Annotated in this window: 28 protein-coding genes; 23 read left to right on the forward strand and 5 right to left on the reverse strand. The window is 66.8% G+C overall.

The window, feature by feature from the left end:
* Positions 1 to 16 precede the first annotated feature (16 nt).
* Both BQ7391_RS04815 and BQ7391_RS04820 read left to right on the forward strand, forming a co-directional pair.
* A complete protein-coding gene (locus BQ7391_RS04815) occupies positions 17 to 988 on the forward strand; it encodes an ROK family protein (RefSeq protein ID WP_075279545.1) in 972 nt (323 codons plus the stop codon).
* A gap of 127 nt (positions 989 to 1,115) precedes the next feature.
* Complete coding sequence (locus BQ7391_RS04820) at positions 1,116 to 1,574, forward strand: PTS sugar transporter subunit IIA (protein WP_075279546.1); 459 nt, start codon at positions 1,116 to 1,118, stop codon at positions 1,572 to 1,574.
* 145 nt (positions 1,575 to 1,719) lie between these two features.
* Here the strand turns inward: BQ7391_RS04820 and BQ7391_RS04825 are convergent, their stop codons facing one another.
* Positions 1,720 to 2,571: a class II fructose-bisphosphate aldolase gene (locus tag BQ7391_RS04825; protein WP_075279547.1), complete on the reverse strand. Its 852-nt coding sequence runs from the start codon at positions 2,569 to 2,571 to the stop codon at positions 1,720 to 1,722.
* Positions 2,572 to 2,994: 423 nt separating this feature from the next.
* Here BQ7391_RS04825 and BQ7391_RS04830 point away from each other — a divergent pair, with 423 nt between their 5' ends.
* From BQ7391_RS04830 to BQ7391_RS04860, 7 genes are all read left to right on the forward strand, one after another.
* On the forward strand, positions 2,995 to 3,762 hold the full coding sequence (locus tag BQ7391_RS04830; protein WP_075279548.1) for a DeoR/GlpR family DNA-binding transcription regulator: 768 nt from the start codon (positions 2,995 to 2,997) through the stop codon (positions 3,760 to 3,762).
* Between the two features lie 44 nt (positions 3,763 to 3,806).
* Positions 3,807 to 4,622 carry an HAD family hydrolase gene (locus BQ7391_RS04835; protein ID WP_075279549.1) on the forward strand — a complete coding sequence of 272 codons (816 nt, stop codon included), beginning with the start codon at positions 3,807 to 3,809 and terminating at the stop codon, positions 4,620 to 4,622.
* A 207-nt stretch (positions 4,623 to 4,829) separates the two neighbouring features.
* The gene (locus BQ7391_RS04840) at positions 4,830 to 5,552 is read left to right on the forward strand and encodes a response regulator transcription factor (protein ID WP_075279550.1); all 723 of its coding nucleotides are present in this window, start codon (positions 4,830 to 4,832) and stop codon (positions 5,550 to 5,552) included.
* A gap of 172 nt (positions 5,553 to 5,724) precedes the next feature.
* The gene (locus tag BQ7391_RS04845; protein WP_075279551.1) at positions 5,725 to 6,699 is read left to right on the forward strand and encodes an ABC transporter ATP-binding protein; all 975 of its coding nucleotides are present in this window, start codon (positions 5,725 to 5,727) and stop codon (positions 6,697 to 6,699) included.
* Positions 6,696 to 7,469: a hypothetical protein gene (locus BQ7391_RS04850; protein WP_075279552.1), complete on the forward strand. Its 774-nt coding sequence runs from the start codon at positions 6,696 to 6,698 to the stop codon at positions 7,467 to 7,469. The genes BQ7391_RS04845 and BQ7391_RS04850 overlap by 4 nt, the downstream gene beginning before the upstream one ends.
* A gap of 20 nt (positions 7,470 to 7,489) precedes the next feature.
* Positions 7,490 to 8,254 carry a hypothetical protein gene (locus BQ7391_RS04855; protein ID WP_075279553.1) on the forward strand — a complete coding sequence of 255 codons (765 nt, stop codon included), beginning with the start codon at positions 7,490 to 7,492 and terminating at the stop codon, positions 8,252 to 8,254.
* Positions 8,255 to 8,282: 28 nt separating this feature from the next.
* Positions 8,283 to 9,128: a sensor histidine kinase gene (locus BQ7391_RS04860; protein ID WP_075279554.1), complete on the forward strand. Its 846-nt coding sequence runs from the start codon at positions 8,283 to 8,285 to the stop codon at positions 9,126 to 9,128.
* A gap of 202 nt (positions 9,129 to 9,330) precedes the next feature.
* Here BQ7391_RS04860 and BQ7391_RS04865 read toward each other — a convergent pair whose 3' ends face one another.
* Positions 9,331 to 10,266 carry a 1-phosphofructokinase family hexose kinase gene (locus BQ7391_RS04865; RefSeq protein WP_075279555.1) on the reverse strand — a complete coding sequence of 312 codons (936 nt, stop codon included), beginning with the start codon at positions 10,264 to 10,266 and terminating at the stop codon, positions 9,331 to 9,333.
* Positions 10,267 to 10,372: 106 nt separating this feature from the next.
* Here BQ7391_RS04865 and BQ7391_RS04870 point away from each other — a divergent pair, with 106 nt between their 5' ends.
* Entirely contained in the window at positions 10,373 to 10,846 is a 474-nt protein-coding gene (locus BQ7391_RS04870) for a PTS sugar transporter subunit IIB (RefSeq protein WP_075279556.1), read from the forward strand.
* A gap of 150 nt (positions 10,847 to 10,996) precedes the next feature.
* On the opposite strand, the gene lacB is transcribed toward BQ7391_RS04870, so the two are convergent.
* The 3 genes from lacB to BQ7391_RS04885 form a co-directional block, all read right to left on the reverse strand.
* Positions 10,997 to 11,518 (reverse strand): galactose-6-phosphate isomerase subunit LacB, encoded by a 522-nt coding sequence (lacB, locus tag BQ7391_RS04875; protein WP_075279557.1) that lies wholly within the window; start codon positions 11,516 to 11,518, stop codon positions 10,997 to 10,999.
* 36 nt (positions 11,519 to 11,554) lie between these two features.
* Entirely contained in the window at positions 11,555 to 11,983 is a 429-nt protein-coding gene (gene lacA / locus BQ7391_RS04880; protein ID WP_075279558.1) for a galactose-6-phosphate isomerase subunit LacA, read from the reverse strand.
* A gap of 256 nt (positions 11,984 to 12,239) precedes the next feature.
* Positions 12,240 to 13,004: a DeoR/GlpR family DNA-binding transcription regulator gene (locus BQ7391_RS04885; protein ID WP_075279559.1), complete on the reverse strand. Its 765-nt coding sequence runs from the start codon at positions 13,002 to 13,004 to the stop codon at positions 12,240 to 12,242.
* Between the two features lie 303 nt (positions 13,005 to 13,307).
* Here BQ7391_RS04885 and BQ7391_RS04890 point away from each other — a divergent pair, with 303 nt between their 5' ends.
* From BQ7391_RS04890 to BQ7391_RS04950, 13 genes are all read left to right on the forward strand, one after another.
* Positions 13,308 to 13,748, forward strand: a complete 441-nt coding sequence (locus tag BQ7391_RS04890) for a PTS sugar transporter subunit IIA (protein ID WP_075279560.1) — start codon at positions 13,308 to 13,310, stop codon at positions 13,746 to 13,748.
* 86 nt (positions 13,749 to 13,834) lie between these two features.
* A complete protein-coding gene (locus BQ7391_RS04895; RefSeq protein WP_075279561.1) occupies positions 13,835 to 14,323 on the forward strand; it encodes a PTS sugar transporter subunit IIB in 489 nt (162 codons plus the stop codon).
* A 69-nt stretch (positions 14,324 to 14,392) separates the two neighbouring features.
* The gene (locus BQ7391_RS04900; RefSeq protein ID WP_075279562.1) at positions 14,393 to 15,202 is read left to right on the forward strand and encodes a PTS mannose/fructose/sorbose/N-acetylgalactosamine transporter subunit IIC; all 810 of its coding nucleotides are present in this window, start codon (positions 14,393 to 14,395) and stop codon (positions 15,200 to 15,202) included.
* Positions 15,202 to 16,035, forward strand: coding sequence for a PTS system mannose/fructose/sorbose family transporter subunit IID (locus BQ7391_RS04905; protein WP_075279563.1), 834 nt, complete (start codon positions 15,202 to 15,204; stop codon positions 16,033 to 16,035). Before BQ7391_RS04900 ends, BQ7391_RS04905 begins: the two co-directional genes overlap by 1 nt.
* Positions 16,036 to 16,105: 70 nt before the next feature.
* Positions 16,106 to 17,605 (forward strand): sulfatase, encoded by a 1,500-nt coding sequence (locus BQ7391_RS04910; protein ID WP_075279564.1) that lies wholly within the window; start codon positions 16,106 to 16,108, stop codon positions 17,603 to 17,605.
* Positions 17,606 to 17,669: 64 nt separating this feature from the next.
* Positions 17,670 to 18,791 carry a radical SAM/SPASM domain-containing protein gene (locus tag BQ7391_RS04915; protein ID WP_075279565.1) on the forward strand — a complete coding sequence of 374 codons (1,122 nt, stop codon included), beginning with the start codon at positions 17,670 to 17,672 and terminating at the stop codon, positions 18,789 to 18,791.
* Between the two features lie 51 nt (positions 18,792 to 18,842).
* Positions 18,843 to 20,330: an arylsulfatase gene (locus tag BQ7391_RS04920; RefSeq protein WP_075279566.1), complete on the forward strand. Its 1,488-nt coding sequence runs from the start codon at positions 18,843 to 18,845 to the stop codon at positions 20,328 to 20,330.
* A gap of 30 nt (positions 20,331 to 20,360) precedes the next feature.
* Positions 20,361 to 20,999: a hypothetical protein gene (locus BQ7391_RS04925; RefSeq protein WP_075279567.1), complete on the forward strand. Its 639-nt coding sequence runs from the start codon at positions 20,361 to 20,363 to the stop codon at positions 20,997 to 20,999.
* Positions 21,000 to 21,041: 42 nt separating this feature from the next.
* Positions 21,042 to 21,830, forward strand: a complete 789-nt coding sequence (locus tag BQ7391_RS04930; RefSeq protein ID WP_075279568.1) for a sulfite exporter TauE/SafE family protein — start codon at positions 21,042 to 21,044, stop codon at positions 21,828 to 21,830.
* 90 nt (positions 21,831 to 21,920) lie between these two features.
* On the forward strand, positions 21,921 to 22,727 hold the full coding sequence (locus BQ7391_RS04935) for a MurR/RpiR family transcriptional regulator (RefSeq protein WP_075279569.1): 807 nt from the start codon (positions 21,921 to 21,923) through the stop codon (positions 22,725 to 22,727).
* A gap of 169 nt (positions 22,728 to 22,896) precedes the next feature.
* Positions 22,897 to 24,285, forward strand: a complete 1,389-nt coding sequence (locus BQ7391_RS04940; RefSeq protein WP_075279570.1) for a sulfatase family protein — start codon at positions 22,897 to 22,899, stop codon at positions 24,283 to 24,285.
* A 54-nt stretch (positions 24,286 to 24,339) separates the two neighbouring features.
* Complete coding sequence (locus BQ7391_RS04945) at positions 24,340 to 25,266, forward strand: PTS sugar transporter subunit IIAB (RefSeq protein WP_075279571.1); 927 nt, start codon at positions 24,340 to 24,342, stop codon at positions 25,264 to 25,266.
* 13 nt (positions 25,267 to 25,279) lie between these two features.
* Positions 25,280 to 26,104: a PTS mannose/fructose/sorbose/N-acetylgalactosamine transporter subunit IIC gene (locus BQ7391_RS04950; protein WP_075279572.1), complete on the forward strand. Its 825-nt coding sequence runs from the start codon at positions 25,280 to 25,282 to the stop codon at positions 26,102 to 26,104.

The raw sequence follows: 26,104 nt of genomic DNA on the forward strand, positions 1-26,104 counted from the left end.
GGGCAAGGAGGCACCAATGGAAGCGGTTCTTGGTATTGACGTTGGCGGGACGAGCATCAAGGCGGGGCTCTTCACCCCGTCTGGCGAGCTTCTCGAGGAGCGCAAGATCCCCACTCCCGAGCTTGTGACCGAGGAGGCCTACGGGGTCGTGACCAGCGGTATCGAGAAGATCCTCGCTGCCCACGACGCCACGCCGTCCGACGTCGTTGCCTGCGGCCTGGACATTCCCGGCCCTGTGGCCGATGACGGAACGGTGGGCGTGCTCGCCAACATCAAGCTCGACCCCGAGGGCATGGTGGGCGCGCTGACCGCCGCCTTCCCCAACGCGACGGTCGCCTTCATCAACGACGCCAACGCGGCTGCGCTCGGCGAGATGTGGGCGGGCGTGGCGCAGCAGGTCTCGAGCTACGTGCTCATTGCTCTGGGCACGGGCGTGGGGGCGGGCGTCGTCGCAAACGGCAAGCTCGTCGCGGGCGCCTTCGGTGCCGGCGGCGAGATCGGCCACATCACGGTCAATCGCGAGGAGACCCTGACCTGCGGCTGCGGTCGTCGTGGCTGCCTCGAGCAGTACGCCTCCGCAAAGGGCATCGTCCGCCTCTACCTCGAGGAGTGCGAGCGTCGCGGCGTGACGCCCGTGCACGTTGAGCACGCTACCGACACCCTCTCCGTCTTCCGCGCGCTGGCGGGCGGCGACGAGTGCGCCCGCGTGGCGGTACACAAGATGTGCGACTACCTTGCCCAGGCCATGGCGCAGATCTCCTGCGTGGCGGACCCCGCGATGTACCTCATCGGCGGCGGCGTGGCGGGGGCCTTCGCGACCTTTGCGCCCGAGCTGCGCAAGCTCTTCGCCGAGTACGCCTTCCCGGCGAGCAGGGAGGCCCGCATCGAGGCGGCGAGCCTCGGCAACCAGGCGGCCATGTACGGATGCGCGTACGAGGCGCTCCGCCTGCGCCGGGAGGCCCTGCGCCTCGACGTTGACGCGTCGTAGGGGTGGTGCTGACTATAACTGCCTTGACGGTGGTATCCTAGTCTTGTTGCTTTGCATGCGAGCCGCCCCCCGTCGGAAAACGGCGCGAAGGGCGATAAGAACGTTTACTTGCGAGTGAGGAGTCACCATGAGCGATTTTGTCTCTGCGTCTCACGTTGTTCTCGGCTGCTCGGCCTCCACGGTCGACGACGTCCTCAAGCTCCTTTCCGAGCAGGCGGTCTCCTTCGGCATCGCCTCCGACGCCGAGGCGCTCTACGAGGCCTTCAAGGCGCGCGAGGCCGAGGGTACGACGGGCATGATGGGCGGCTTCGCCATCCCGCACGCCAAGAGCGACGCGGTCACGCAGTCCGCCATCATCGTCGACAAGTTCGACGAGGGGGTTGCCTGGCCGTCCATGGACGACATGCCGATCACCTGCGCCATTGCGCTGCTCACCCCCGCCTCCGAGGCGGGCACCACGCACCTCCAGCTCCTTTCCAAGGTCGCCGTGCTCCTCATGAACGAGGACTTCCGCACGAGCGTCCAGGCTGCCGACGACCCCGCCAAGATCGTGGAGCTTATCAGCGCGGGAATCGCCGCCGAGTAGCCACCTGACAAAGGTGACAGGGTAGTTTGTCAGAATCGAGCCCGGCGCCAGTGCGTCGGGCTCTCCATTTTGGATGCCTCATCTAATAGGGCCGCCCTCCGAAGAGGACGGCCCCGACTGAGAGCTGCCTTGTTACCGAGCGACCTTACGCCTTGTTGACGGAGCCGAGGTTGGTCATGCGGACCTTGACGAGGTTGGTGATCTCCTCCATGCCCGGCTTGTTGGCCTTCTTGGGGTCAAAGACGCCGGGGTTCTCGGCCATGAAGCCCATGAAGCCGCGCATGAACGCCTGGCGGAGCTCCGTGGCGTAGTTGACCTTGCAGATGCCGTTCTTGACGGCCTCGGCGACCTGGTCGTCGGGCACGCCGGAGGTGCCATGGAGCACGAGCGGCACGTCCACGACGGAGCGGATGGCCTTGACCACGTCCTGCTCGATGTGCGGGGTCTCGGTATAGACGCCGTGCGCGGTGCCGACGCCGATGGCGAGCGACGTGCAGCCGGTGCGCTCGACGAACTCGCGGGCCTCGTCCGGGTCGGTGTAGGGGTTCTCGCCCTCCACGGCCGGGCCGTCATCCTCCTTGCCGCCAACCTTGCCGAGCTCCGCCTCGACGGGGATGTTGAGGGGCTTGGCAACCTTGGTCACGGAGGCGGTGAGGGCGATGTTGTCCTCGAAGGAATCGTGGCTGCCGTCGATCATGACGGAGGTGTAGCCTGCCTTCATGGCCTGGACAGCGCGGTCGAAGCCGTCGCCGTGATCGAGGTGAATGGCCACGGGGACGCTCGCCTGCTCGGCGGCCACGCGGCACATGGCGGCAAAGTAGTCGAGGTTGGCGTACTTCACGGTGCCCGGGGTGGTCTGCATGATGACGGGGGAGCGCAGCTCCTCGGCGGCCTTCACGACGGCCATGACGAACTCGAGGCTCTCGACGTTGAACGCGCCGACGGCGTAGTGGCCGGCCTGGGCGTCGAGCAGCATCTCCTTGGTGGTGACGAGCATCCGAACTCCCTTCCTTGGAGTGACTGACGCCGATATTGTACGTAGGGATGCGAGCTCGTGTATGGCTAGGCTGCCGCGGGCGGCCGCGCGAGCTCGGCAAAAGGGAAACCAAATGCAAGACCTGAGGCCGCGTTTGTAGTGTATTCCTAGAGGGGGAGCGTGAGTACACTACATTTGCATTTTTGGTAAAGCAGCAGCTCAGAACGTTGTTCGATTCGTAGTGTACTTGGGATGTTCTCCGGAAACCACACTACAAACGAGAGGCGACCTCCCGAGCGGCCCAGTCGGCCGCGCCCATGGCCTCCCTTTTCAAAACGAAAGAAAAAGCAATGTGATAGATTGCCTATAAAGAAAGAATCGGAAACACAATTCGCACATATTCGCGCAAGGTGCGGCACGGGCAACCAAGAAGGGCGAACGACCATGGCGATGTCATCCGAGGAGCGGCGCGCGGCAATCCTCTCCATGCTCGACCGGGCCACTTCCGTACAGGTGACGCAGCTCGCCGAAGCATTCGGTGTCAGTCGCGTGACGGCCCGCGCCGACCTCGACGTCCTGGCGCGCGACGGCAAGCTGCGTCGAACGCATGGCGGGGCCGTCTCGCTCTCCAAGTCGCTCACCGTCTCCGTGCAGGAGCGGCGCATCAACGTGAACGCTGAGGCCAAGCGCGCGATCGCACGGCTCGCCGCGCCGCTGGTGGAAGACGGAGACTCTGTGCTCGTGGATTCGGGCACCACGGCCCTCGAGCTCGTTCGTGCCATCTCGGGCCGCACGGGTGTGACCGTGGTGACCGATGACTTCACGATCGCGGACTACGTGGACCGCTCCGCCCCCTCGCTCGACGTCATCATGCTCGGGGGGAGCCTGCGCAAGGGCCACCGCTACACGGCGGGCCCGCTTGCCATGCGGACCCTCGAGGTGCTTCATCCTCGCAAGGCCTTCGTCACGCCCACCTCCTACGTTCCCGGACGGGGGCTCATGACCAACAACCAGGATATGGCCGAGCTCAAGCGGGCGTTCCTGACCTGCGCGGACAGGACGTTCGTGCTCATGGACCAGAGCAAGGTCGGTGCTCCGGGCCTGCTCTGGTTTGGCACCCTCCGTGGGGTCGAGGCGGTGGTCATGGACGCCGATCCCGATGGCCTGGTCTCCGAGGACGCCGCCGAGCAGGGGTGTCGCGTTCTATACTGACTGCAGTTCCAGACGGGGCAGGCCCCGGGCGAAGGGAGAAGAACGTGGCCGTGAAGCTCATCCTCACTGACATCGACGGGACCATCCTCCCGCGGGGGCGCCGGCGTGTCTCCGAGCGCACCGTCTCGGCCTTCCACGCCGCGCTCGCGGCGGGAATCGCCGTGGGGCCCGCGAGTGGTCGCGGCTACTCGTGGATCCCCGACTTCTTCGGCGGGGACGCCGCCTGCTGCGCCACCGCGCTTGCGACCAACGGCATGCAGGTCTACCTCGGAGCCGAGAAGGCCATGGAGCGGACGCTCGCGGCGGACGCCCTCGAGGCGGTGCGCGCGATCGTGGCGGAGACCCCGCGCGCGGGCCTGGTCTGCTTCGACGACGCGACCCCGCTTCTGGTGGAGGGCTCCGTCGAGGACCTGGCATCTCACTTTCCCGCCTATGCCGAGTGCTGTCGCGTGACCCGCGCGCTGCCGGACTTCCCCGTGATAAAGGCCAACGTCTTCACTGGGGCGGGGGAGCGCGCCGCCGCGGCGTTGGTGGCGCGCCTCAATGCCGAGGTAACGGCTCTCGACGTCGATCGCGCCATGCCGACCTACTCCAACATCATGCCCCGCGGCTGGAACAAGGGCACTGCGGTGGCATGGATGGCCGAGCGCCTGGGCGTGGGCCTTGATGAGGTCGTGGTCTTCGGCGATGCGGACAACGACCTTTCCATGTTCTCCGCGGTGCCCAACTCCGTCGCGGTGTCGGGCGCAACGGGCGAGGCTGCGAACGCCGCGCGCTGGCACATCGGCGCCTGCGAGGACGACTCTGTCGCGGCCGCCATCGAGGGTCTGGCCGCCGGCGAGTGGCCGTTTGTGGGATAGGGCCCTTCGCGCCCCTCGCTTTCTCCGGGTACGTACACCCCCCCTCCGGGTACGTACGAACTTTCTGGTTTGATGTTCTTCCCGACAGCTTCTCCACCTGCGGCGCGTTCATTGCAAGCTGCCAAACAAATAATTGAATCTCGTACGCATCCGGACGAGGAGTGTACGCATCCGAGGAGGGGCGGCTTCCAAGGCTATACTCGTGCCATGGAGACGGGACCTGACACCTTCCGCGTCCTCGTGGTGGAGGACGACGCCGCGCTCTCCGAGGTGGTCTGCACCTTCCTCGGGGACGAGGGCTACGCGTGCACGCCGGCGTTCTCCGGAACGGAGGCGCTCCTGCTGGCAGAGTGCGCAACCGAGAAGGACGAGCGCTTCGACCTGGTCATCTTGGACCTCATGCTGCCCGGCGTCCCCGGGGAGGAGCTCATCGGCCGCCTGCGCGCCGCCGGCGTAGGGGCTCCCGTGATCGTGACCTCGGCGCGCTCTGCCGTGACAGATCGCGTGGGGCTGCTCCGCCTGGGCGCGAGCGACTACCTGACGAAGCCCTTCGACCTCGACGAGCTGCTTGCGCGTGCCGAGGTCCAGCTGCGCGACCGTGCTCGCGCGGCGGGGCGAGAAGGGCGGGCCGTCGCAACCCTGCGCTTCGGCCACTGGGAGCTCGACCCCGTCGCACGGACGTTTGCCGTGGACGGCGAGGCCCTACGCCTCACGCGCACGGAGTTCGACATCCTTGCCGCGATGATGCGCGAGCCGAGTCGTGTCTTCACCAGACAGGCCCTCTTCGAGCTCGTGCGCAACGAGGAGGCCCTGACGGAGGAGCGCACCATCTCCACGCACGTAAGCAACCTGCGCTCCAAACTTCGCCCAACCGGCACCGACTCCTACATCCAGACCGTCTGGGGCATCGGCTTCAAGCTCCAGGCGTAGCCTGCGTCGGCATGCGAGGGGGACAGTCACTTTTGCACGCTGGAAACGCGTGCAAAAGTGACTGTCCCCCTCGCACGCCGACGCAGGTTTCTTGTCAAAGCCTTGTAGGTCTCTGAAGGGTTTCCCCGAACTTCCCGGGTAATCTTTGGATAACCCGAGGAAGGGAGGTCCCATGAACGCCATAGAGACGAGCCGCCTCTCCAAGTCCTTCTCGCACGGGACGGTGCGAGCGGTGCGCGACGTGAGCCTCGCCGTGCCGGCCGGCTCGGTCTTTGGGATCGTGGGCAAGAATGGCGCGGGCAAGTCCACCCTGCTCAAGCTCATCTCCGGACTCATGCGGCAGGAGGCGGGGACCGTGAGCGTGCTCGGCAGACGGCTGCGTCCCTGCGAGTCCGACTCGCGGCTCGGCGTGCTCGTGGAGGCGCCCGCGGTCTATGGCAGGCTCGACGCCTTCGAGAACCTCATGAACCGGGCGCTGGTGCTCGGCCTGCCCGACCCGAAGAAGGCGTGCCGAGAAGTACTTGAGCTCGTGGGCCTCGACGCGCGCGCCGCAGGAGACGGGCGCCGCCGCCTGCTCTGGCCGCGCGGCTCCTACGTGGACGACCTCTCAACCGGGCAGCGCCAGCGCCTCGGCGTCGCCCTCGCGCTCATCGGCCATCCCGAGGTGCTGCTGCTCGACGAGCCGCTCACGGGCATCGACCCCACCGGAGTGGCGGACCTGCGCGCGCTGCTCGTCCGCCTCAACCGAGAGCGGGGCATCACCATCGTGGTGAGCTCGCACGTCCTTGCCGACCTCGAGCGCATGTGCACGCACTACGGCATCATGCGTGACGGAGCCCTCGTGCGCACGCTCACGGCCGAGGGGCTCGCCGACGCCTGCGCCACCTACCTCACGCTGCGCGTCGACGCGCCAGAGCGCGCGGTGGCCGTGCTCGCGGAGGAGCTGCCGGGCCTCACGGTGCGCGTGCTGCCGGACGGCGCCCTGCGCGTGACGGCGCCGGGCGGCGGGGAGCCTGACCGCGCGGTGCTGGCGCAGGTGCTCCTGGCCGCGGGCATCGCCGTGACGGAGCTTGCCGCCAGCACGCCCGACGTCGAGGCGGAGCTCGTTCGCCTCATCGACGATGCGGCTACCGAGAAGGGCAGGTGAGCGCCATGACAGCCCTCGCCAACCAGCTGCGCTCCGCGTTCTTTCTTGCCTCGCGCGATGCCTACGTGAAGGGCGCCTTCGTGCTGCCGGCGTTGCTCGCCGTGTCGACCATCCTGCTGGTGCTGCTCTTCCCTGATGCCAACATGCACGTGATGTTTGAGTCGGGCCTCCTCGGCATCGTCCGCACGGGTGCCCTCTTCGGCACCTGCCTCGCCATGGCGGGGATCGTCACGCACGACGTCTCGTCGGGCGGCCTGCGCGCGGCCGTCCTCGCGGAGCGCGGTCGAGGGGGATACGTGGCCTCCCGGGTGATCCTGGCGCTGGTGCTCGCGGTTCTTCTCGGCGTGTGGTCGGTGCTGCTGGGCATGGCGCCGCTTCTTGGCCCTCGCGTGGTCTTCGAGGGGATGCCTGCGGGCGAGCTGGCGCTCCGCGTGGCGGCCCACGTCCTGGTGGGCTGGACGTACGCCGTCTTTGGCATGCTCCTCCTCTGGCTCGCTCGAAGCCCCCGTGGCTTTGCCTCAGCGTTCTTCGCGGCGGTCATCCTGGGCGCGGGGGTGCTCAACGCGCTGCTCCTCGTGCCGGTGGCGGTGCTCATCCCGCTCTCCCAGGAGCTCGCCTTCGGGGCGATCCAGCTGATCGTGCCCATCTTGCCGAGCAGCCTGCTCGGCGACGCCTTCGTGGCCGACGCCCGCCTCGTCGTGCTGCCCATCGCCTACGTCATCGTCTTCTGGGCGCTCTCGCGCCGCGTGATGGCGCGGGCCCCGCTCTAGACCAAAAAGGAGGTCCCACCATGGCAAACCAGCTTCGCGCCGCGCTCTATGCGCTCGTGCGCAACTACCGGACGTGGGTCGCGCTCGCTCTCGTCGTGCTCGGCAAGGCGTATGCCGCCTGGAGCGTGACGCAGGGGGTGACCTACGGCCTGCAGGACTCGGTCTTCCGCGACAAGGCGCTCCTGCTCGTCGTCCTCTTCGCGGGAGCGGGGGTTGCGGCGTTCGACCAGCGCGGAGGGGCCCTTCGCTCGGCGTGCTGCACAGAGCGTGGCCGCACGGGCTATGTGGCCTCGCGCTTCGTGGCGGTGGCCGCGCTCGCCCTGGGGCTGCTCGCGGCGGCAGTGGCGCTGGACGTCATCGCTGGCGCGCTGGTGCCGGGCGCGTCCGTCATCGCAGCGTCACCGGCCATGGGGGCCCCGATGCGCGTGGTCGCCGGCGTGCTCACGTACCTCACGGTCGCGGAGATCGGCTTCGCCGCAGGGCTCGTCACGAGGGGGTGGAGCGCCATCGCCACGGCAGGGGTTGTGGTCGTGGCATACCTCGCGCTCTGCGTGATCGTGCTGATCGGCGTCGTGCCGGCGGGCTCGCCCACGCCTTTTGGGGTGACGCTCTCCGAGGCCATCGGCTTCGCGCTGCCGCTCGAGGGCCTCAAGGCGGACGTGATGTTCACGCCGACCGCCCTGCTCATCCCGCCCGACCCCCTGCGCGCCATCCTGGTGCCGATCGTGTGGGTTGGCGCGCTCTTCGCGCTGGCGCGCTTTGCGATGGCGAGAAGGACGGTGTGACGTGGAAAGGGGATTGTCCCTTTTCCACATGAGGGGACGTCGGAATCGCGACCTCTCGCGGCTTGCGGAGCTGCTCGACGGCGCGGCGGCAAACCCCGCGCCGCGAGCGCGCCTTGAGTCCTTCGACCCGGCGGTCGCGGCGCTCGCGCGTGCGGTGGACCGCCATCTGGACGCGGACCTCGAGCGCGACCTCGAGCGCCGTCGCGCCGACGAGCGCTTCCGCGAGCAGCTCGCCGCACTCAGCCACGACATCCGCACCCCGCTCGCGGGCGCGCAGGGCTACCTGCAGCTCGCCCGGCGCGCGGAGGACCCCGAGCGTGCCGCTCGCTACCTCGAGGGTGCCGAGAAGCGCCTTGCGGCAATGCGCGTGCTCGTGGACGACCTCTTCTCGTACGCCCGTGCCGCGGACCCGTCCTGGGAGCCTGAGCTCGATGCCTGCGATCTTCCCGCGGCAATGATGGAGGCGCTCGCGGCCCGATACGGGGCCTTTGCCGCTCGTGGCTGGGAGCCTGAGGTTCACGTGGGGGAGTGCGTGCCGGTGCTCGCGGCGCCGGATGCGCTCGCGCGCGTGATGGCCAACCTGCTTGAGAACGCGCTGGCGCACGGCTGCGGGGCTCCGCGCGTCCGAGCGGAGGGCACGGGGCTCACGATAGAGAACCCCGTGGCGCCCGCCGACGCCGCCCGGCTCGACGCCGCCCGGCTCACGGAGCGTTTCTATCAGGGGGACCCTGCGCGCAACTCCGGCGGCACGGGCCTCGGCCTCGCCGTCGCCCGCGCGCTCACGGAGGCGATGGGAGGAACGCTCGCGGTGGGCGTCACCGCCGGCGCGCGCCCCTCCTTCTCGGCACGTCTTGAGCTTCGCCCGGCTCCGTAGCGGCCCGCCTCGCGCAGGGAGCGGCTTTCCGGTGGCTTTCGGGTCGGGAGCGTCCGCGGCTTGGTGGTAACCATGGCGCATCGTGCCATTCTGGCATCGTCTCAACAGAAGATCGCCCGGCGAGAAGAACGATCTGTAGAGACGTTCTTCTCGCCGGGCGGCCAGTGCGGTTCGGATGGATGCCCGTATATCCGGGATTGTCCTACGCGACCTTCTCGACGCTCGTGCCCGCGCGCAGCTCGTCGGCCACGGCCATGTCGAAGTGGCCGGTCGAGGGCGTGAGGCAGTTGGCGCTTGCGCAGGCCATGGCAAACGCGAGCTGATCTTCCACGGCCATCCCGCGCGCCATGGCGACGGCGAAGGCGCCCACCATCGTGTCGCCGGAGCCCACGGGGTTCACCACGTCGATCTTGGGCGCGCGGCCGCGGAAGACGCCCTCGGGGCAGGCCATCACGGAGCCGTCGCCGCCAAGGGAGACCACGACCTTCTCGATGCCGTAGGTCTCGTGCACCTCGCGCGCGGCGGCGTAGATCTCGTCGATAGACTCCGGCTTGCGGCCGAGGATCGCCTGGATCTCGTCCGTGTTGGGCTTGATCATCGCGGGCCGCGCGGGAAGGCTGCCCACGAGAAGCGCTCCCGAGGTGTCTAGGATCGCCGGCTTGCCCGCCGCGCGCACGATCTCCACCAGCTCGCGGTAGATGGCGTCGCCGCATCCCGCGGGCACGGAGCCGTTGAAGGTCACCACGTCGGCGCGCGCCGCGATCTCACCCACCTTTGCGCGCACGGCGATGACCTCGTCGGCCGTCACGGGGCGGCCGGGCTCGAGGAACTCCGTCGAGCGGCCGTCGGGCTCCAGGACGTTGATGCAGCAGCGCGTCTCGGCGGCCACGTGCACGAAGTCGTGCTCGATGCCATCGGCGTCCAGAAGCTCGCAGAGGAGCCGCCCGTTGTTGCCGCCCACAAAGCCCGTGGCCACGATCTTCTCTCCGCAGGTGGCAACCGCGCGGGCGGCGTTCAGGCCCTTGCCGCCGGCGTTGTCTATGCACGTCTCGACGCGCATGACGGTGCCGTCGACGAGCGGGCAGGAGAGCTGGTAGGCCTTGTCGATTGAGCTGTTGAGCGTGACGGTAGAGATCATGGCGTCTCCTTTTGAGTCGATGTGGGGCGTGCGCTCAGTGCATCTTATCCCGTTGCGGGCGAGTAAGATAGAAACCACTGGGGTACCACCGGAAGAAAGGTCGGAAATGTCGGGGGCCGACGGCGCGCTCGTGCGCATTGACAGTCGCCTCGTGCACGGGCAGGTGGTGGCCGCGTGGGTTCGCGCGATCGGAGCGCGCCGCATCGTCGTGGCCAACGACGAGGCCGCCGGAAACCCCATGCGGCAGCGCGTGATGCGCATGGCCGTCCCCCAGGGGGTCGAGGTGCTCTTTGAGACCGTGTCTGAGGCGGCGGACACGCTCCGGGCCCTGGGCTGCGGCCCGACGCTCGCCGTGGTGGAGACTCCCGCGGACGCCCTCGCGCTCGTGGAGGCGGGGGTGCGGCCGACGGTAGTCAACGTGGGCAACCTGCACATGGCCGCGGGAAAGCGGCGGGTCGCCCCGGCCGTGGCCGTGGATGACGGGGACCGCGCCGCACTGCGCGCCCTCCGAGAGCGCGGCGTTGAGGTCGTGGTGCGCCGCACCCCTCTCGCGCCCGAGGGCTCGCTTGACTGGCTCTAGCCCGTCCTGGGAGGTGAGTCGCGCGGGGCGCTCGCCTATGCCCGTCCTTCTCACCTTGCGCCGGTCCATCTGGCCTAGTCTGCCGTAAGGCCGATCGGGCGGCGCGCCGCTGCAGGTACGCCGCCCGATCGGCCGGAATTGCGTCTGGACCTAGTCGTGATACTCGCCGCGGTCCCACTTCTCGAGGAACTCGTCGAAGAAGTGGGGGTCCGCCTGAGCCTCGGCGTCGCAGCCCGCCTCGATGGCGTCGATCTTGGCGACGAGGGCGTCGCGCTCGGGAGTGGGCTGATAGCTCGCGGCGAGGAAGGCGTCGACGATGTCGGCGATGAGGAACTCGCCGGTAATCTTGCCGCCAAAGCCGATGACGTTGGCGTTCAGGCACTCGCGGGCGTGCACGGCGGTGGACATGTCGCGGACGAGCGCGCAGCGGGCGCCCGGGACCTTGTTCACGGCGTTGGTGATGCCCACGCCCGTGCCGCACATGACAACGCCGGCGTCTGCCTCGCCAGAGGCGACCTTCTCGCCCACGGCCTTGCCGTAGATGGGGTAGTGGGTGCGCGCGTGGTCGTAGGTGCCGCAGTCGATGACGGTGTGGCCGCAGGCCTTGAGATGGTCGGAGATGGCCATCTTCTCGTTGGTGACGATGTGATCGCAGCCAATCGCGATGATCATGGTGTCCTCCTTGGGTGTCGGGTTCCGGCGCTGGCGCTAGGCCATCTTGTTGAGCATGTCCACGCGAATCTGGTGACGTCCGCCGGCATAGGGCTCCGAGAGGAACTCGCGCACGATCCCGCGGGCGATCTCGTCGCCCACGACGGCCGACCCCATGGTGATGAGGCGCGCGTTGTTGTGCTGGCGCGTCATGAAGGCGGAGCGCTCGTCGGAGCACTCGCAGGCGACCATGCCCTTGACCTTGCAGGCGGCCATGTATGAGCCGTCGCCGTAGCGGTCGAAGGCAAAGCCGAGGCTGTCGGGGTTCTCAAGGAGGTCGCGCGCGACGGCGAGAGTGGAGTCCACAAGATCTGCCGCGGGCTCCTCGCTCTTGTCCACGACCTCGTGCCCGAGCTCGACGAGGTAGGCCTTGACCGTCTCCTTGAGCGGCATGCCCTCAGCGTCAGATCCGATGACGATTCTCATAGTTGTCCTTTCCCCAGGGTGGCCTGCAAAGGTGAACCTACGAGAAGTGTACTCGATTTGGGGGAATTCAAACAGATTCGAACAAATTGGCACAATGCGCGTACGAGCGCCCGCGCAAGTGGTGTCGCGACGGCCCCGCACGGCGGCCCTGCGGGGGTCTGGCGACGGACGGGGCGAGAAGAACGTCGCGACGGCCCCGCACGGCAGCTCCGCGGGGGCGTCGCGACGGACGCGCCCATCTCGTCATGCGTCGGTGCTAGAGCAACACCCGCGCGTACGTGCGAAGATCCTTGAGCTCCTCGGGGTCAACGCCGTCATCGCAGATCACGGTGTCATTGGGCTTCAGCGAGTAGAAGGAGTAGAACCCGCGGGAGCCGATCTTGCTGCTGTCGGCGAGCACGAAGCACTCCGTGGCGTGGTCAAAGACGGTGCTGTAGAGCCGGCCCGCGTCGAGCGTGCTCGTGAAGAGCTGACCGTCGCGCAGGGCGTCGACGCCGATGAAGGCCTTGTCAAAGCCCAGCGAGGCGAGGGCGTTCTCCGTGATGGGGCCCATGAAGGTGCCCGACCTCGGGCGATAGGTGCCGCCGAGCATGATGATCTCGCGGATGTCCCCGTCGACGAAGAGGTTGAAGATCGGCAGGCTGTTGGTCACGATGCGCAGCGGAATGACGGGCAGGAACTGGGCCGCCATCTCGACCGTGGTGCTCGAGCCGAGAAAGATCGTGTCGTCCTCGCTCACGAGAGACGCCGCCGCCTTGGCGATCTTGGTCTTTTCCTCGATGTGGAGAAGCTGGCGCTCGAGATGGGCGGACTCGCGGATGAGCGCGCGGTCGCGCACGCCCTCGGACGTCTTGGCCCCGCCCCTGAGGCGCTCGATGCGCCCCTCCTCGGAGAGCTCCTCGAGGTCGCGCCGAACGGTCATGTCCGAGACGCCGAGCGTGGTGGCTATCTCGTGTACCGAGACGGTGCCGCGCACGCGACACATCTCAACGATTCGGTCCTGTCGCTCGGCCTTGAGCATGGTTCACCGTCCTCCGCGTCAGCTGTTAATGAACACTATACCCGGCAAATCGCACATCGTTGGGACAGCGTGACAACTCTTGATAACTTGCAACGTTTCTTGCCAAACCACACGTCATGGTGACGGTCACCGACATTTCGCTACCGTCTGCCCCTATTCTTTCAAAGATACAGTAGCTCGAGTACACATTTTCCGAACAAATGGCTAGTATTGTTTCGAACAGAAACGAACAAATTGAATCCAAATCTGTTCTGTTATGAAAAATAGCGGCTGATGCGGCTGCGCCAAGGGAGAGGAATCACCATGAGGGTAGGCGTCATCGTTGCGAGCCACGGCGAGTTTGCGAGGGCGGCACTCGGAAGCGTTGAGATGGTTGCCGGTCCTCAGCAGGACGTGCGTGCGCTCGCGCTGACGGCCGACAAGTCGGCCGAGACGTTCGAGGCGGAGTTCGCTCAGGCGTACGCGGAGCTCAAGGCCGAGTGCGACCTCATCGTCACCATCTGCGACATCCACGGCGGCACGCCGTTCAACGTCATCTCGCGCAGCATCCTCAAGGGCATGGACATGGTCGCCTTTACCGGCCTCAGCCTGCCCGTCCTTATCGAGCTCCTGCTCTCCCGCGACCAGGCCTCCGACGCTGACGAGATTCGCGGGCTCATCGAGGCGGCCCACGCCCAGACCCTCGCCGAGATCCAGGTCGAGATGGCCCAGGGGAGCTCGGACGAGGATGACCTCGACCTCTAGACCTCGGTCAGCTGCCCGCGCGCGGGGATGGGACCGCCCGCGGGCTTCAAGAACGGCACGTTAGGCACAGAGAAAGGGAGAAGAACATGGCACTCAAGCTCGTTGACATCGACGACCGCCTCATCCACGGCCAGCTGGCGTCCACCTGGATTCCGGACAACGGCATCGAGTCCGTGATCATCGTCGACGACAAGGTCGCCAACGACCCGGTGCAGAAGTCCGTCGCCGGTCTTGCCGTCCCCAAGGTCAAGGTCTCGGTCTTCGGCGTCGACAAGTTCATTGACGTCCTCAAGAAGACCACCCTCAAGAAGGTGACGATGGTTCTGTTCACCAACCCCGTCGACGCCCTCAAGATGCACGAGAACGGCCTGCCGTTCGACTATCTCAACGTCTCCGGCATGCGCTACAACGACCAGCGCACGCGCCTGCACAAGAACATGTCCGTGACCCCCGAGGAGCGCGAGGCCTTCGAGAAGCTCATCGCCATGGGCGTTGAGTGCTGGATGCAGCCCACCACGCGCGACCCCAAGGTCTCCGTCTCCGAGCTGCTCGCCGGCGCGCACGCGGAGGCGTAACGAGGCAATGTCGGCGCGGAGAGGGCGCGCCGTCAGCACAAGCGACGACTGTCGTCAGAAGGAGGAGAAATGATCCAAGCACTGCTGCTTGCCATCTGGGCGGGTCTTTGTACCTGGGACCAGTTTGGCCCGCACCTCGGATTCAGAAAGCCGCTGCTCGCCTCGGTGGGCGTCGGCATCATCCTTGGTGACATGCCCACGGCCATCATGATCGGTGCCACGATGGAGCTCATGTGGCTCGGCGTCAACAACATCGGCGCCTACGTGCCGCCCGACGTCATCTCCGGCACGATCGTGGGCGCTGCCCTCGGCATCATGTCCGGCGGCGACACCGCGAGCGCCATCGCCCTGGCCGTTGCCATCGGCATCCCCACCGCCACGCTCGTCCAGCAGCTCAACATCCTCGTGATGACCACCAACATCACGTTCCTGCACGGCGCCGACAAGGCGGCCGAGAGCGGCGAGTTCAAGTCCGTCAACAAGTACTTCTGGGCCGGCGCCGTCTGCTTCTTCCTGACCCGCGCCATCCCGGTGTTCATCGCCACGGGCATCGGCTCGGTCGTGGTCGAGAGCATCATGGGCTTCCTGCAGAACCAGGTGCCCTGGGTCCTCTCCGCCTTCTCGACCGCGGGCGGCATGATGCCCGCCGTCGGCCTCGCGATGCTGCTCACCATGATGATGAAGAAGAACATGTGGATCTTCCTCATCTGCGGCTTTGTGCTCGCGGCCTTCCTCAAGGTCCCGACGATCGGCATCGCCCTCGTGGCCGCCGCTGCCGCGGGCTTCTATGACTTCGTCGTCGAGGGAACCAAGAAGTCCCAGGCCACCGCAGCCGTCGACGCCCCTGTCAGCGACGAGGACGAGGAGTATGATCTCTAATGGGTAAGATTTCCAAGAAGACGCTCAACCGGGTTCTCCTGAGGACCCAGGGCTGCCAGTTCGCCCACAACTACGAGCGCATGCAGTCTCTCTCGCTCACCTACTGCGTCTCCCCGGTCCTCGAGGAGCTCTACAAGGACGCCCCCAAGGAGCAGCGCGTCAAGGCGATGCAGCGCTACCTCGAGTACTTCAACACGCACCCCATCGCGATCCCGTTCATCCTCGGCATCGCCACGGCGGTTGAGGAGAACACCGACGAGGACCACAAGGACACCGTCACCGCGATCAAGACCTCGCTCATGGGCCCCTTCGCCGGCATCGGCGACTCGCTGCTCAACCTCACGTGGTTCCCGATCGCGGGCTCCATCGGCGCCTCCCTGTGCGTCGACAACGGCAGCCTCATCGGCCCGCTCGTGATGTTCCTGCTCATCAACCTCCTGTACTGGCCGCTCAAGTACTTCGGCCTGCACAAGGGCTACGAGTCCGGCATGGCGCTCGTCGACAAGTTCGGCGTCGAGGTCTTCGACCGCCTCGGCGACGCCGCCAACGTCCTCGGCGTCATGGTCACCGGCGGCCTCATCGCCACGACGGTCAAGCTCAAGACCGCCATCGAGTTCTCCTTCGGCGAGGGCGACCCGCTCGTGCTCCAGACCCAGCTCGACTCCGTCCTGCCGTGCCTGCTGCCGATCATCGTGACCTTCATCTGCTACCGACTCCTGAAGAAGGGGCAGGGCAAGAACTCCGCCCAGATCATCCTCGGCATCATCGCCGTGTGCCTGGCGCTCTTCGCCCTCAACTACTACATCCCCGGCTTCCCGAAGATCATCTCGTAGGAAGCGCCCTTTCTCGGCGCCCCGCCCACCCCTCTGGGCGGGGCGCCTCGTATCAATTTTCGGAGGACCCATGAGAACCGTACTCGTCCTGATGGATACGCTGCGCCGGGACGCGCTCGGGTGCTACAACCCCGGAGGCAGCGCGCGAACCCCGAACCTCGACGCCTTCTCGAGCGAGGCGGTCACCTTCGACAACCACTGGATCGGCTCGGCGCCCTGCATGCCGGCCCGACGCGACATCATGTGCGGGCGCTACAACTTCCTCGAGCGTCCCTGGGGCCCGATCGAGCCCTTTGACGTGACGCTCGTGGACTGCCTGCGCGCCGGGGGCGTCCGCACGCACATCTCAACGGACCACTGCCACTACGCGCGCACCGGCGGCGAGGGCTACCTGCAGCTCTTCAACACCTTCGAGTTCTTCCGCGGCCAGGAGGGCGACCCGTGGGTGAGCCGCATCGACGAGCCGGACAACATGCCCGAGACCTTCTATGGCCGCGTGCGCGAGCAGTACCAGAAGAACCGCCTCAGGTGGCCCAGCGAGGAGGACATGCCCTCCCCGAGGACCTTCCGCTCCGCGTGCGAGTTCATCGACCAGAACGAGGGGAAGGACGACTTCTTCCTCATGGTCGAGGCCTTCGACCCGCATGAGCCCTTCGACGTGCCCGACCGCTACATGGACGAGTACGGCGGCTCCGAGGGGCTTGACCGCGACTACTTTGAGATCCCGCCCTACAAGCGCGTCTCCGACACCGACATCCCCGAGAGCGCCGTCGACTACGTGCAGCGCCGCTACAAGGCGCTCGTCACGATGACCGACCACTGGTTCGGAACCCTCGTCGACAAGCTCAAGGAGAAGGGCATGTACGAGGGAACGACCGTCATCGTGACCACGGACCACGGCTACTTCCTCGGGAGCCGCGACTACCTGGGCAAGAACTACATGCACATGTACAACGAGATGGCCCACCTGCCGCTGATCGTGAAGTTCCCCCACGGGGAGCGCGCGGGCGAGCTGGCCCACCAGCTCACCCAGGCCATCGACATCATGCCCACCGTGCTCGAGGCCCACGGACGCCCCGTGCCCGAGACCGTCATGGGAACCTCGCTCATGCCGCTTGCCACGGACGCCGCGGCGCGGACCCGCGAGTACGCCCTCTACGGCGTCCACGCCATGACGGTCAACGTGACCGACGGCCGCCACACCTACTTCCGCGCGCCCGTGCCGGGCAACCAGCCCTGCTACGAGTACGCGGCGATTCCCCACACCATCCGTAAGAAGATGGGCGTCGACTGCGTGGACCAGATCGAGATGGGCCGCTTCCTCTCGTGGACGGACTATCCCGTCTACAGGTTCCCGTGCCGCAAGCCCGCCAACATCGACCAGCGCGAGGACTGCCTCGAGGAGGTCCACGACTCGATGCTGTTCGACCTGAAGGAGGACTACGGCCAGACCCACAATCTCGTGGGGGAGGACGCCGACGCGGAGGCGCGCATGATCGGGCTGCTCAGGCGCGGCCTCGAGGAGCACGGCGCCCCCGCAGAGCAGTTCGCCCGCCTCGGCCTTGCGTAAACCTGACAAAGGTGACAGGGTGTTTTGTCAGGTTTTCTAGTCCGCGGACGGGACGGGGAGAGACGTGAAGTACATCAGCTTCCTCATAAAGCCGGCGTCGAGCGCATGCGACATGCGCTGCTCGTACTGCTTCTACCGTGACGTCGCGGACCATCGCGCGCACGCGGTGAGGGAGCTCATGTCGGAGGAGACCGTGCGCGCGCTCGTGGACCGGGCCCTCGGGCTCGGTTCCGACGCGCAGGTGACCTTCGCCTTCCAGGGCGGCGAGCCCACGCTCGCGGGGCTCGACTTCTTCCGCTCGTTTACCGCCTACGTTGACGAGCGCCGCACCGGACAGACCGTGAGCTACGCGCTTCAGACCAACGGCCACTCCCTCACGCCCGAGTGGGCGGCCTTCTTCCGGGAGCACGGCTTTCTCGTGGGGGTCTCCGTCGACGCCTACCGAGAGCTCCACGACAGCCTTCGGGGCGACATCAGGCTGGAGCCCACGCACGCGCGCGTCATGGAGTCCGTCCGGATGCTCCGCGAGGCGGGCGTCGAGTTCAACGTGCTCACGGTGCTCTCGGCGCAGCTCGCCCGGCACCCGCAGCGGGTGTTCAAGTTCTACCAGCGCGAGAAGATCGACTACGTGCAGCTCATCCCGTGCCTGGCGGGCTTCGACGGGGAGGGGGAGGAGTACGCCCTCACCCCGCGCGCGTTCTTCTCGTTCTACCGCACGTTCTTCGACCTTTGGCTGCGCGAGGCACGCGCCGGGCGCGCCTTCTCGGTGGGGCTCTTCGACAACGTGATGCAGCTCTCGCTGGGCCAGTGGCCCCAGGCCTGCGGGATGCTCGGCCGATGCGCCCCCCAGTTCGTCGTTGAGAGCAACGGCGACGTCTATCCCTGCGACTTCTATGCCCTCGACGAGTACCGCTGCGGCAACATCAGGGAGGACTCGCTCGAGGAGATGGCCTCCTGCGCGGTCATGCGCGGGTTTCTGGCAGAGCCGCGCCGGGAGTGCGCGGCCTGCGCCGACTGCCCGTTCGAGGGGATCTGCCATCGGAACTGCAAGCGCCTCAACGCCTCGTACTATGACGAGACGTACTGCGGCTACCGGGAGTTTCTCGAGCACGCGTACAAGCCTCTCGCCGAGATGGCCCGCGCGCTCGTGCGCCAGCGAATTGGGGACAGTCCCCAATTCACATAAAACGTTTCTGCAAATCGGGGACTGTCCCCAATTCACAGACAGGGAGGACTGATGGCAGGCATTTCTGATGACGGCCTCGAGAGCCGTCGTCCCAACGTCGTCTTGATCATGTGCGACCAGTTCAGGGGGGACTGCCTCGGCTTCGACGGCCATCCTGACGTGAAGACGCCCTATCTTGACACGCTCGCCGCGCAGGGAACCTACTTCGAGAACGCGCACGCGGCGTGCCCGAGCTGCATCCCGGCGCGCGCGTCGCTGCTCACGGGCACCATGCCCGCAACCAACGGTCGCGTTGGCTATCAGGATGGCGTCCCCTGGCGCTACGAGCACATGATGCCGGAGGAGTTCTCGGCCGCCGGGTACCAGACGGCACTGGTGGGCAAGATGCACGTGCACCCTCCGCGCCTGGCGTGCGGCTTCCAGCACCTGCGCCTGCACGACGGCTACATAGGCCACTACCGCAAGGCAAACCTCCCGCACTGGATGCATCAGGACGTCTCTGACGACTACCTGCGCTTCCTCCGCTCCGAGCTGGGCCCCGAGGCGGATGTCAACGGCACGGGCGTGGAGAACAACTCCTGGATCGCGCGCCCTTGGGTCTACGAGGAGCGCCTCCACCCCACCAACTGGGTCGTCGACGAGTCCATCCGCTTCCTCGAGACGCGCGACCGCACCCGCCCGTTCTTCCTCATGGCGAGCTTCGTCCGCCCGCACCCGCCCTTCGACGCCCCTGCGGCCTACTACCAGCCGTACCTCGACCGCGAGCTGCGCGAGCCGGCGCATGGGGACTGGGAGGACGCGGAGGCGACCGCGCGCGACGGCATGGTCATCGACAGCGCGCACGGCTGCCGCGACGCCACGCTGCGCCACGAGGCCATGGCGGGCTACTACGGCTGCATCACGCATCTCGACCACCAGATCGGCCGGCTCATCACGGCGCTCGAGAACGACGAGACCTACGAGAACACCGTGGTGCTCTTCACCGCGGACCACGGCGAGATGCTCTTCGACCACAGCTCGTTCCGCAAGGTGCTGCCCTACGAGGGGAGCACGCGCATCCCCTTCATCGTGCGCGTGGGCTCCAAGGTGCTGCCCGACGGACGGCCCCGGCCCCGACGCTCGGACGCGGTGGTGGAGCTCATGGACGTCATGCCCACCCTGCTCGACCTCGTGGGCGCAGAGGTGCCCGAGACCGTCGAGGGCTCGTCTCTCAGGGGGGAGATCACGGGCGAGAAGAACCTCGAGCGCGCGTACCTCCACGGCGAGCACTCCGGAAGCCACGAGCAGTCCAACCAGTGGATCTTGACCGGTCACGACAAGTACGTCTGGTTCACCCAGACGGGCGTGGAGCGCTACTTCGATCTCAATGCCGATCCGCGCGAGGAGCATGACCTCGCCCACGACCCGGCCCATGCCGAGCGCGTCGCGGAGCTCCGTGCCATACTCATGGACGAGCTGCGCGGCCGCGAGGAGGGCTACGTCGAGAACGGCGAGCTCGTCGTGGGCAGGACGCCCAGGACCGTGCTGGGGAGAGACTAGGGCGCCTGACGGCGTCGGGAGGAGAGGCGCATGGACCTCAGGCTGATAGGAATCATCGTGGTGGCGCTCTGCGTCATTTCGCTCGTCTATACCGAGGTCCAGAAGCGCCTCATCTTCTCGAGGTACGAGAAGCTCTTCGAGAAGGGCGACTTCGACGGCTGCCTGCGCGTTCTCGACGGGCCGGTCGTGAAGATCGTCTACCCGCGCTACAACCAGCTCTACATGCGCCTCAACGCGCAGATGTGCCTCGCTGACGCAGATGCCTCGCGGCGCACCATCGACGAGATGCTCGAGCTGAGCTCGAGCGACAAGCAGCGACTCGTGCTGCTCCTGCGCGCCTTCAACTTCTTCGTCGAGCAGGAGGACTACGAGCGCGCGGGCGAGCTGCTCGAGGAGCTGCGCGAGAAGGCCTCGCCCGAGCAGCTCGCCGGGTGCGAGCGCACCTACGCGATCTTCGCCGAGAAGAGCGCTGCCTACGTCGACCAGATGGAGGCCGAGCTTAAGGACGCCACGGGGCCGGAGCGCACCACGCTGCTCTACCTGCTCTCCGTCCAGTATGAGAACAAGGGTGACGTCAAGCGTGCGAACGAGTATCTTGAGCAGGTCAGAAACGTCTTCGAGGCCGCGGTCGGCCCCGATGCGGGCACGGACGACGGGGGAAGGGGCTAGGCGGCTCCCGTCGTCCGCGTTCCCGTCCTAAGGAGGGCTTCCATGCAGGTGCTCGTTCTTCTCGTCAGCTTCTTCGCATGTACCGTCGGTGCCATCTGCGGCATCGGCGGCGGCATCATCATCAAGCCGGTGCTCGACGCCACGGGCGTGGCGGACGTCGCCACGATCAACTTCCTCTCGGGCTGCACGGTGCTCTCGATGACGCTCTACTCCGTCCTCAAGGCAAAGCTCTCCGGAACCTCCACGATCGATCCCAAGACCGACACGCCGCTCGCCATCGGCGCCGCGGTGGGCGGCCTTGCGGGCAAGGAGCTCTTCTCCCTTGTGGCTGGGCTCTTCCCCGATCCCAACACCGCGGGTGCCGTGCAGGCGGGGGCGCTGCTGGTGATTACGCTGGGAACGCTCGTCTACACCATCTACAAGGAGAAGATTCCCACCCTTCAGGTGACGTCCGCCGTGGCGTGCCTCGCCATCGGCTTCGTCCTGGGCGTGTGCTCCTCGTTCCTCGGCATCGGAGGCGGCCCCATCAACCTGGTGGTGCTCTTCTACTTCTTCACCATGGCGACCAAGCGCGCCGCGTCGAGCTCGCTCTACATCATCCTGTTCTCCCAGGCCACGAGCACCGCGAGCTCCATCGTCACCGGGGGCTACGTGGGCGTGGACCTGGCGCTGCTGGCGGCAATGGTGGTCTGCGGCATCCTCGGCGGCATCGTGGGCCGCAAGGTCAACGCCAAGATCGACGACAAGACCGTGGACAAGCTCTTCATGGGCCTCATGGTGCTGATCATCCTCATCAACGCGTACAACATCTGGAAGTTCGCGCTGGCTTAGTGCGCCCCGCGACGCGCGAGAGCTCGACGTTTGCGCCGCGCCGCCCACCGTGCGACGATACATCTTAGTATCGAATGAGGCGGGGGGCACATGGCAGACGGACCAATCGAGCGGCTCAGGGCGCGCCTTGGGGACTTCACCCCCTCGGAGGAGGCGGCCGCGCGCTACTTCATCGAGCACCCGACCTCGGTGGTCAACAAGACCATCGCCGCGGTGGCCCGCGAGGCGGGCCTCAGCTCGACTGCCATCATGCGCATGTGCCAGCGGATCGGCTATAGCGGCTACGCGGAGTTTCGCTTCTGCATGAACCGTCAGCTCCTCTCGCACGGGGCGGATGCGGACAGGGGCGCGGACGAGGGCAGGGATCTCTCTTCCCACGACAACCTTGCCAACGCCTACTCCGCCTATCTCAGAAAGACGACGGACGGACTGGACAAGGCGCAGCTCGCGCGGTTCGCGCGCCTCATCCTGAACGCGCGCCGCATCAGCATCTGGGGCGCCAACCGCACCTACGAGAGCGTCAAGCAGCTCTCGCTGCGGCTCTTCCGCATCGGCATCTTCAACCAGACCACCTCGGACGAGCAGGTCATGGATGACATCTCGACGATCCTTGGGCCGGGGGACCTCTGCATCGTCATGTCCATGAACGGGCGCGGGAGCAAGTCGTACGGAACGCTCATGTCGTCTCTCGTGGAGCGCGGCTGCGACGTGCTGCTCGTGACGATGAACCCCAAGCTCCCCTTCATCAAGAACGCCTCTGAGGCCGTGGTCCTTCCCTGGATCAGCAGCGACTACGCGGCGGGCCTCCTCGAGGACCAGATCGTCGTGTTCATGTACGTGGAGTGCCTGCTCAACGAGATCGCGCACCTGCTCGACGGGGGAGAGGGCCGGGCATAGGGACGATAGGGCCCTAGTCTGAAATTAATTCCAGATTCACATAACGTTCACGGAATAAATTCTACCATTGAGCGGAATACGTTCCACTCTTGGGTGGAATATGTTCCGAAGCCCCTAACATGGACGCCCAGCGTGCACCATCTCGTCCTGCGCGACCGAAGGAGCCAACGTGAACGTTCTCTACCTGCACACCCATGACACGGGGCGCGTGGTCTCCCCCTACGGCTACGCCGTCGAGACCCCTCGCATCCAGGAGTTCTGCGAGGACGCGATGCTCTTCCAGCGGGCGTTCTGCGTGGCGCCCACGTGCTCCCCGAGTCGTGCGGGGCTGCTCACGGGCACCTACCCGCATCAGAACGGCATGCTCGGCCTCGCGCAGCGCGGGTTTCGCATCGACGGGTCGCGCCATCTTGCGCGCCTGCTCGCGCATGAGGGCTTCCTCAGCGTGCTCTGCGGCGTCCAGCACGAGGTGGGCTACTACACCGACCATCAGCTCGCCCCGGAGGCCCTCGGCTACGAGATGGACCTCACCACCGACGCCTCGGGGTATGCCGAGAAGGACCTCGTGGTGTGGGACCGCAGGAACGCCGAGCGCCTGGCGGGGTGGCTCAGGTCCTACGACGGAGAGCGGCCGTTCTTCGTCTCGTTCGGCCAGCATGCGACGCACCGGGCGTGGCCTGACGCCGACCCCGGCGTCGCAGACTACGCCCAGCCGCCGGTGAACATCCCCAACAACGAGGTTACGCGCGCCGACTACGCGTGCTTCAAGAAGAGCGTCTCCATGGCCGACGCCAACTACGGGCTTGTGCTCGACGCGCTGCGCGAGAGCGGTCGCTTCGAGGACACCATCGTCGTGCTCACCACGGACCACGGGCTTGCCTACCCGTTCGAGAAGTGCACGCTGCTCGACGCGGGCACGGGGGTGCTGCTCGCCATGCGCGTGCCGGGCTCCCGCGCGCAGGGCCGCAGCTTCGACGGCCTCGTCTCGCACATCGACGTGGTGCCGACCCTCCTAGACCTGCTCGGCATCGAGCCGCCCGACTATCTCGAGGGCGCCAGCCACGCGGGCATCTTCCGCGGCGAGCAGGATTCGGGCGACGGCGCGGTATTCGCGGAGATCAACTTCCACACCTCCTACGAGCCCGTGCGCTCCGTTCGCACCGACCGCTACAAGTACCTGCGCTTCTTTGATGCGGAATGGCTGCGCCTCAACCAGTCGAACATCGACGGCTCGATCGTGAAGAACTACTACGAGGAGAATCTCGGCCTCGCCGACGTCACCAAGGACGCCGAGTGCCTCTACGACCTGGCCTACGACGTGTTTGAGACCAACAACGTGGCGGAGGACCCCCGCTACGCGGACGTGCTCGACGAGATGCGCGCGCGGCTCGACGACTTCATGCGCCGCACCGGCGACCCGCTGCTCGAGGGTCCGATTCAGGTTCGTCCCGAGTGGAAGGTGAACCGCCGCGAGTGCGTGGCGGCGGGGTCCAAGGACCCGGCGGACTACGAGAGTCTTGGCGAGCGCTTCTCGGTGCGCGAGCGGGGCATGGCCTAGGGGCCATCGGCTGCCGCGCGGCGGCCGTGTTGGATACGAGAGAGGGAGGACCGCTTGAACGCAATCGTTTTGGTGGGTCACGGAGCGCTGCCCGAGGCAATGAGGGGCTCCGTGGAGATGATCGTGGGGGAGCGTGAGGACATACGCACGGTGTGCCTCTCCCCGGACGACGGCAAGGAGGACCTCGAGCGCAAGCTCGCGGCGCTCGACGAGGAGCTCTCGGGCTGCGAGTCGGTCCGCGTGATCGCCGACCTCATGGGCGGCTCGCCCTGCAACGCCGCGCTCGAGCACTACGCGAGCGACGAGCGCGTGAGCGTGGTGTCGGGCATGAACCTCGCCATGGTGATCTCCGCCGCCATGGAGGAGGCCGACGCGGCGGGCATCGTCTCGACCGGCCACGAGGCCATCCACGACGTCAAGGCGCTCGCCGCGGGGACCGAGAAGCCCTATGCGCCCGCCCGCAGGGTCGCCGCGCCGGCGGTCTCCTCGGACGAGCCCCAGAAGATCGTGGGCGTGCGCGTCGACGCGCGCGGCATCCACGGCCAGGTGGCGACGGCATGGGTGCCGCGCACCGGCGCCACTCGCATCGTGGTGATCGACGACGTGGCGGTGCGCGACGAGACGCAGAAGATGGCCCTCAAGATGGCCAAGCCCGCCTCGGTCAAGCTCTCGATCCTCTCGACCAAGAAGGCCGTGGAGCGCCTGTCCGACGAGCGCTCCTACCCGGGGGACCGCGTGCTCGCGGTGATGATGCGCGTTGAGACCCTGGCCGCCCTCGACGAGCTCGGCTGGCACTTCGACCTCGTCGACCTGGGCAACGTCCCCAACCGCTCGGACACGAGGACCTACGTCAAGTGCGTGAACCTCACCGAGCGCGAGGCGCAGGTCGTGCGCGACCTTGCCAAGAAGGGCACCGCTTTCACGGCACGCCAGGTCCCCGCAGACCCGCAGATCGACTTCGTCGAGATAGTCAGCAAGTAAGCAAGGAGGAAGCATGGAACTTTGGCAGGCGGCCCTCATCGGCCTCTTCGCGTACCTGGGCAGAAACCAGGTGCCCTGGCTCTGTGGCACCACCGGCGGCTGGTACGGCATCGGACGCCCCCTCGTGGCCGGCCTCATCTGCGGCGTCATCCTGGGCGACGTCACGGCGGGCGTGCTGTGCGGCGTTGCCGTGCAGGCCATCTTCATCGGCCAGATCACCCCGGGAGGCGCGGTTCCCTCTGACCTCAACCTCGCGGCCTACATCGGCATCCCGCTCGCCATCGTTGCCGGCGGCAGCGCCGAGATGGCCGTCGCGCTGGCCATTCCCGTGGGCGCCCTCGGCGTGGCGCTTCACAACTTCACGATGACCTTCAACGCCATCTGGCCCCACCGTGCCGACAAGTGCGCCGTCGCCGGCGACGCCCGCGGCATCCGCGTGGCCAACCTCTGCGGCCAGCTCATCGAGTTCGCCGAGCGCTTCTTCATCGTGACCTTGGCCTGCTACCTCGGCTCGGGCTTCGCTGAGGGTCTCTTCGCCGCCCTGCCGCAGGTGGTCATCGACTGGCTCGCCATCGGCGGCAAGATGCTGCCCGCGCTGGGCTTCGCCATCCTGCTTAACCAGATCGTCCAGGAGAAGTGGATGATCGCCCTGTTCGTCCTGGGCTGGGTGCTCGTCTCGTCCTTCTCCCTCACCACGACCTCGCTTGTGTTCATTGCCCTGGCGTTCGCCCTCATCTACGTGATGGCGCGCTACAACGGTGGCGGCGCCCAGGCGGCGTCCGCGCTCGAGGCGACGGCGATCATTGAGGACGAAGACGGAAACTACGAGGAGCGATAA

This window comes from Thermophilibacter provencensis (genome assembly GCF_900128445.1).
In the GTDB taxonomy this organism is placed as follows: Bacteria; Actinomycetota; Coriobacteriia; order Coriobacteriales; family Atopobiaceae; genus Thermophilibacter; species Thermophilibacter provencensis.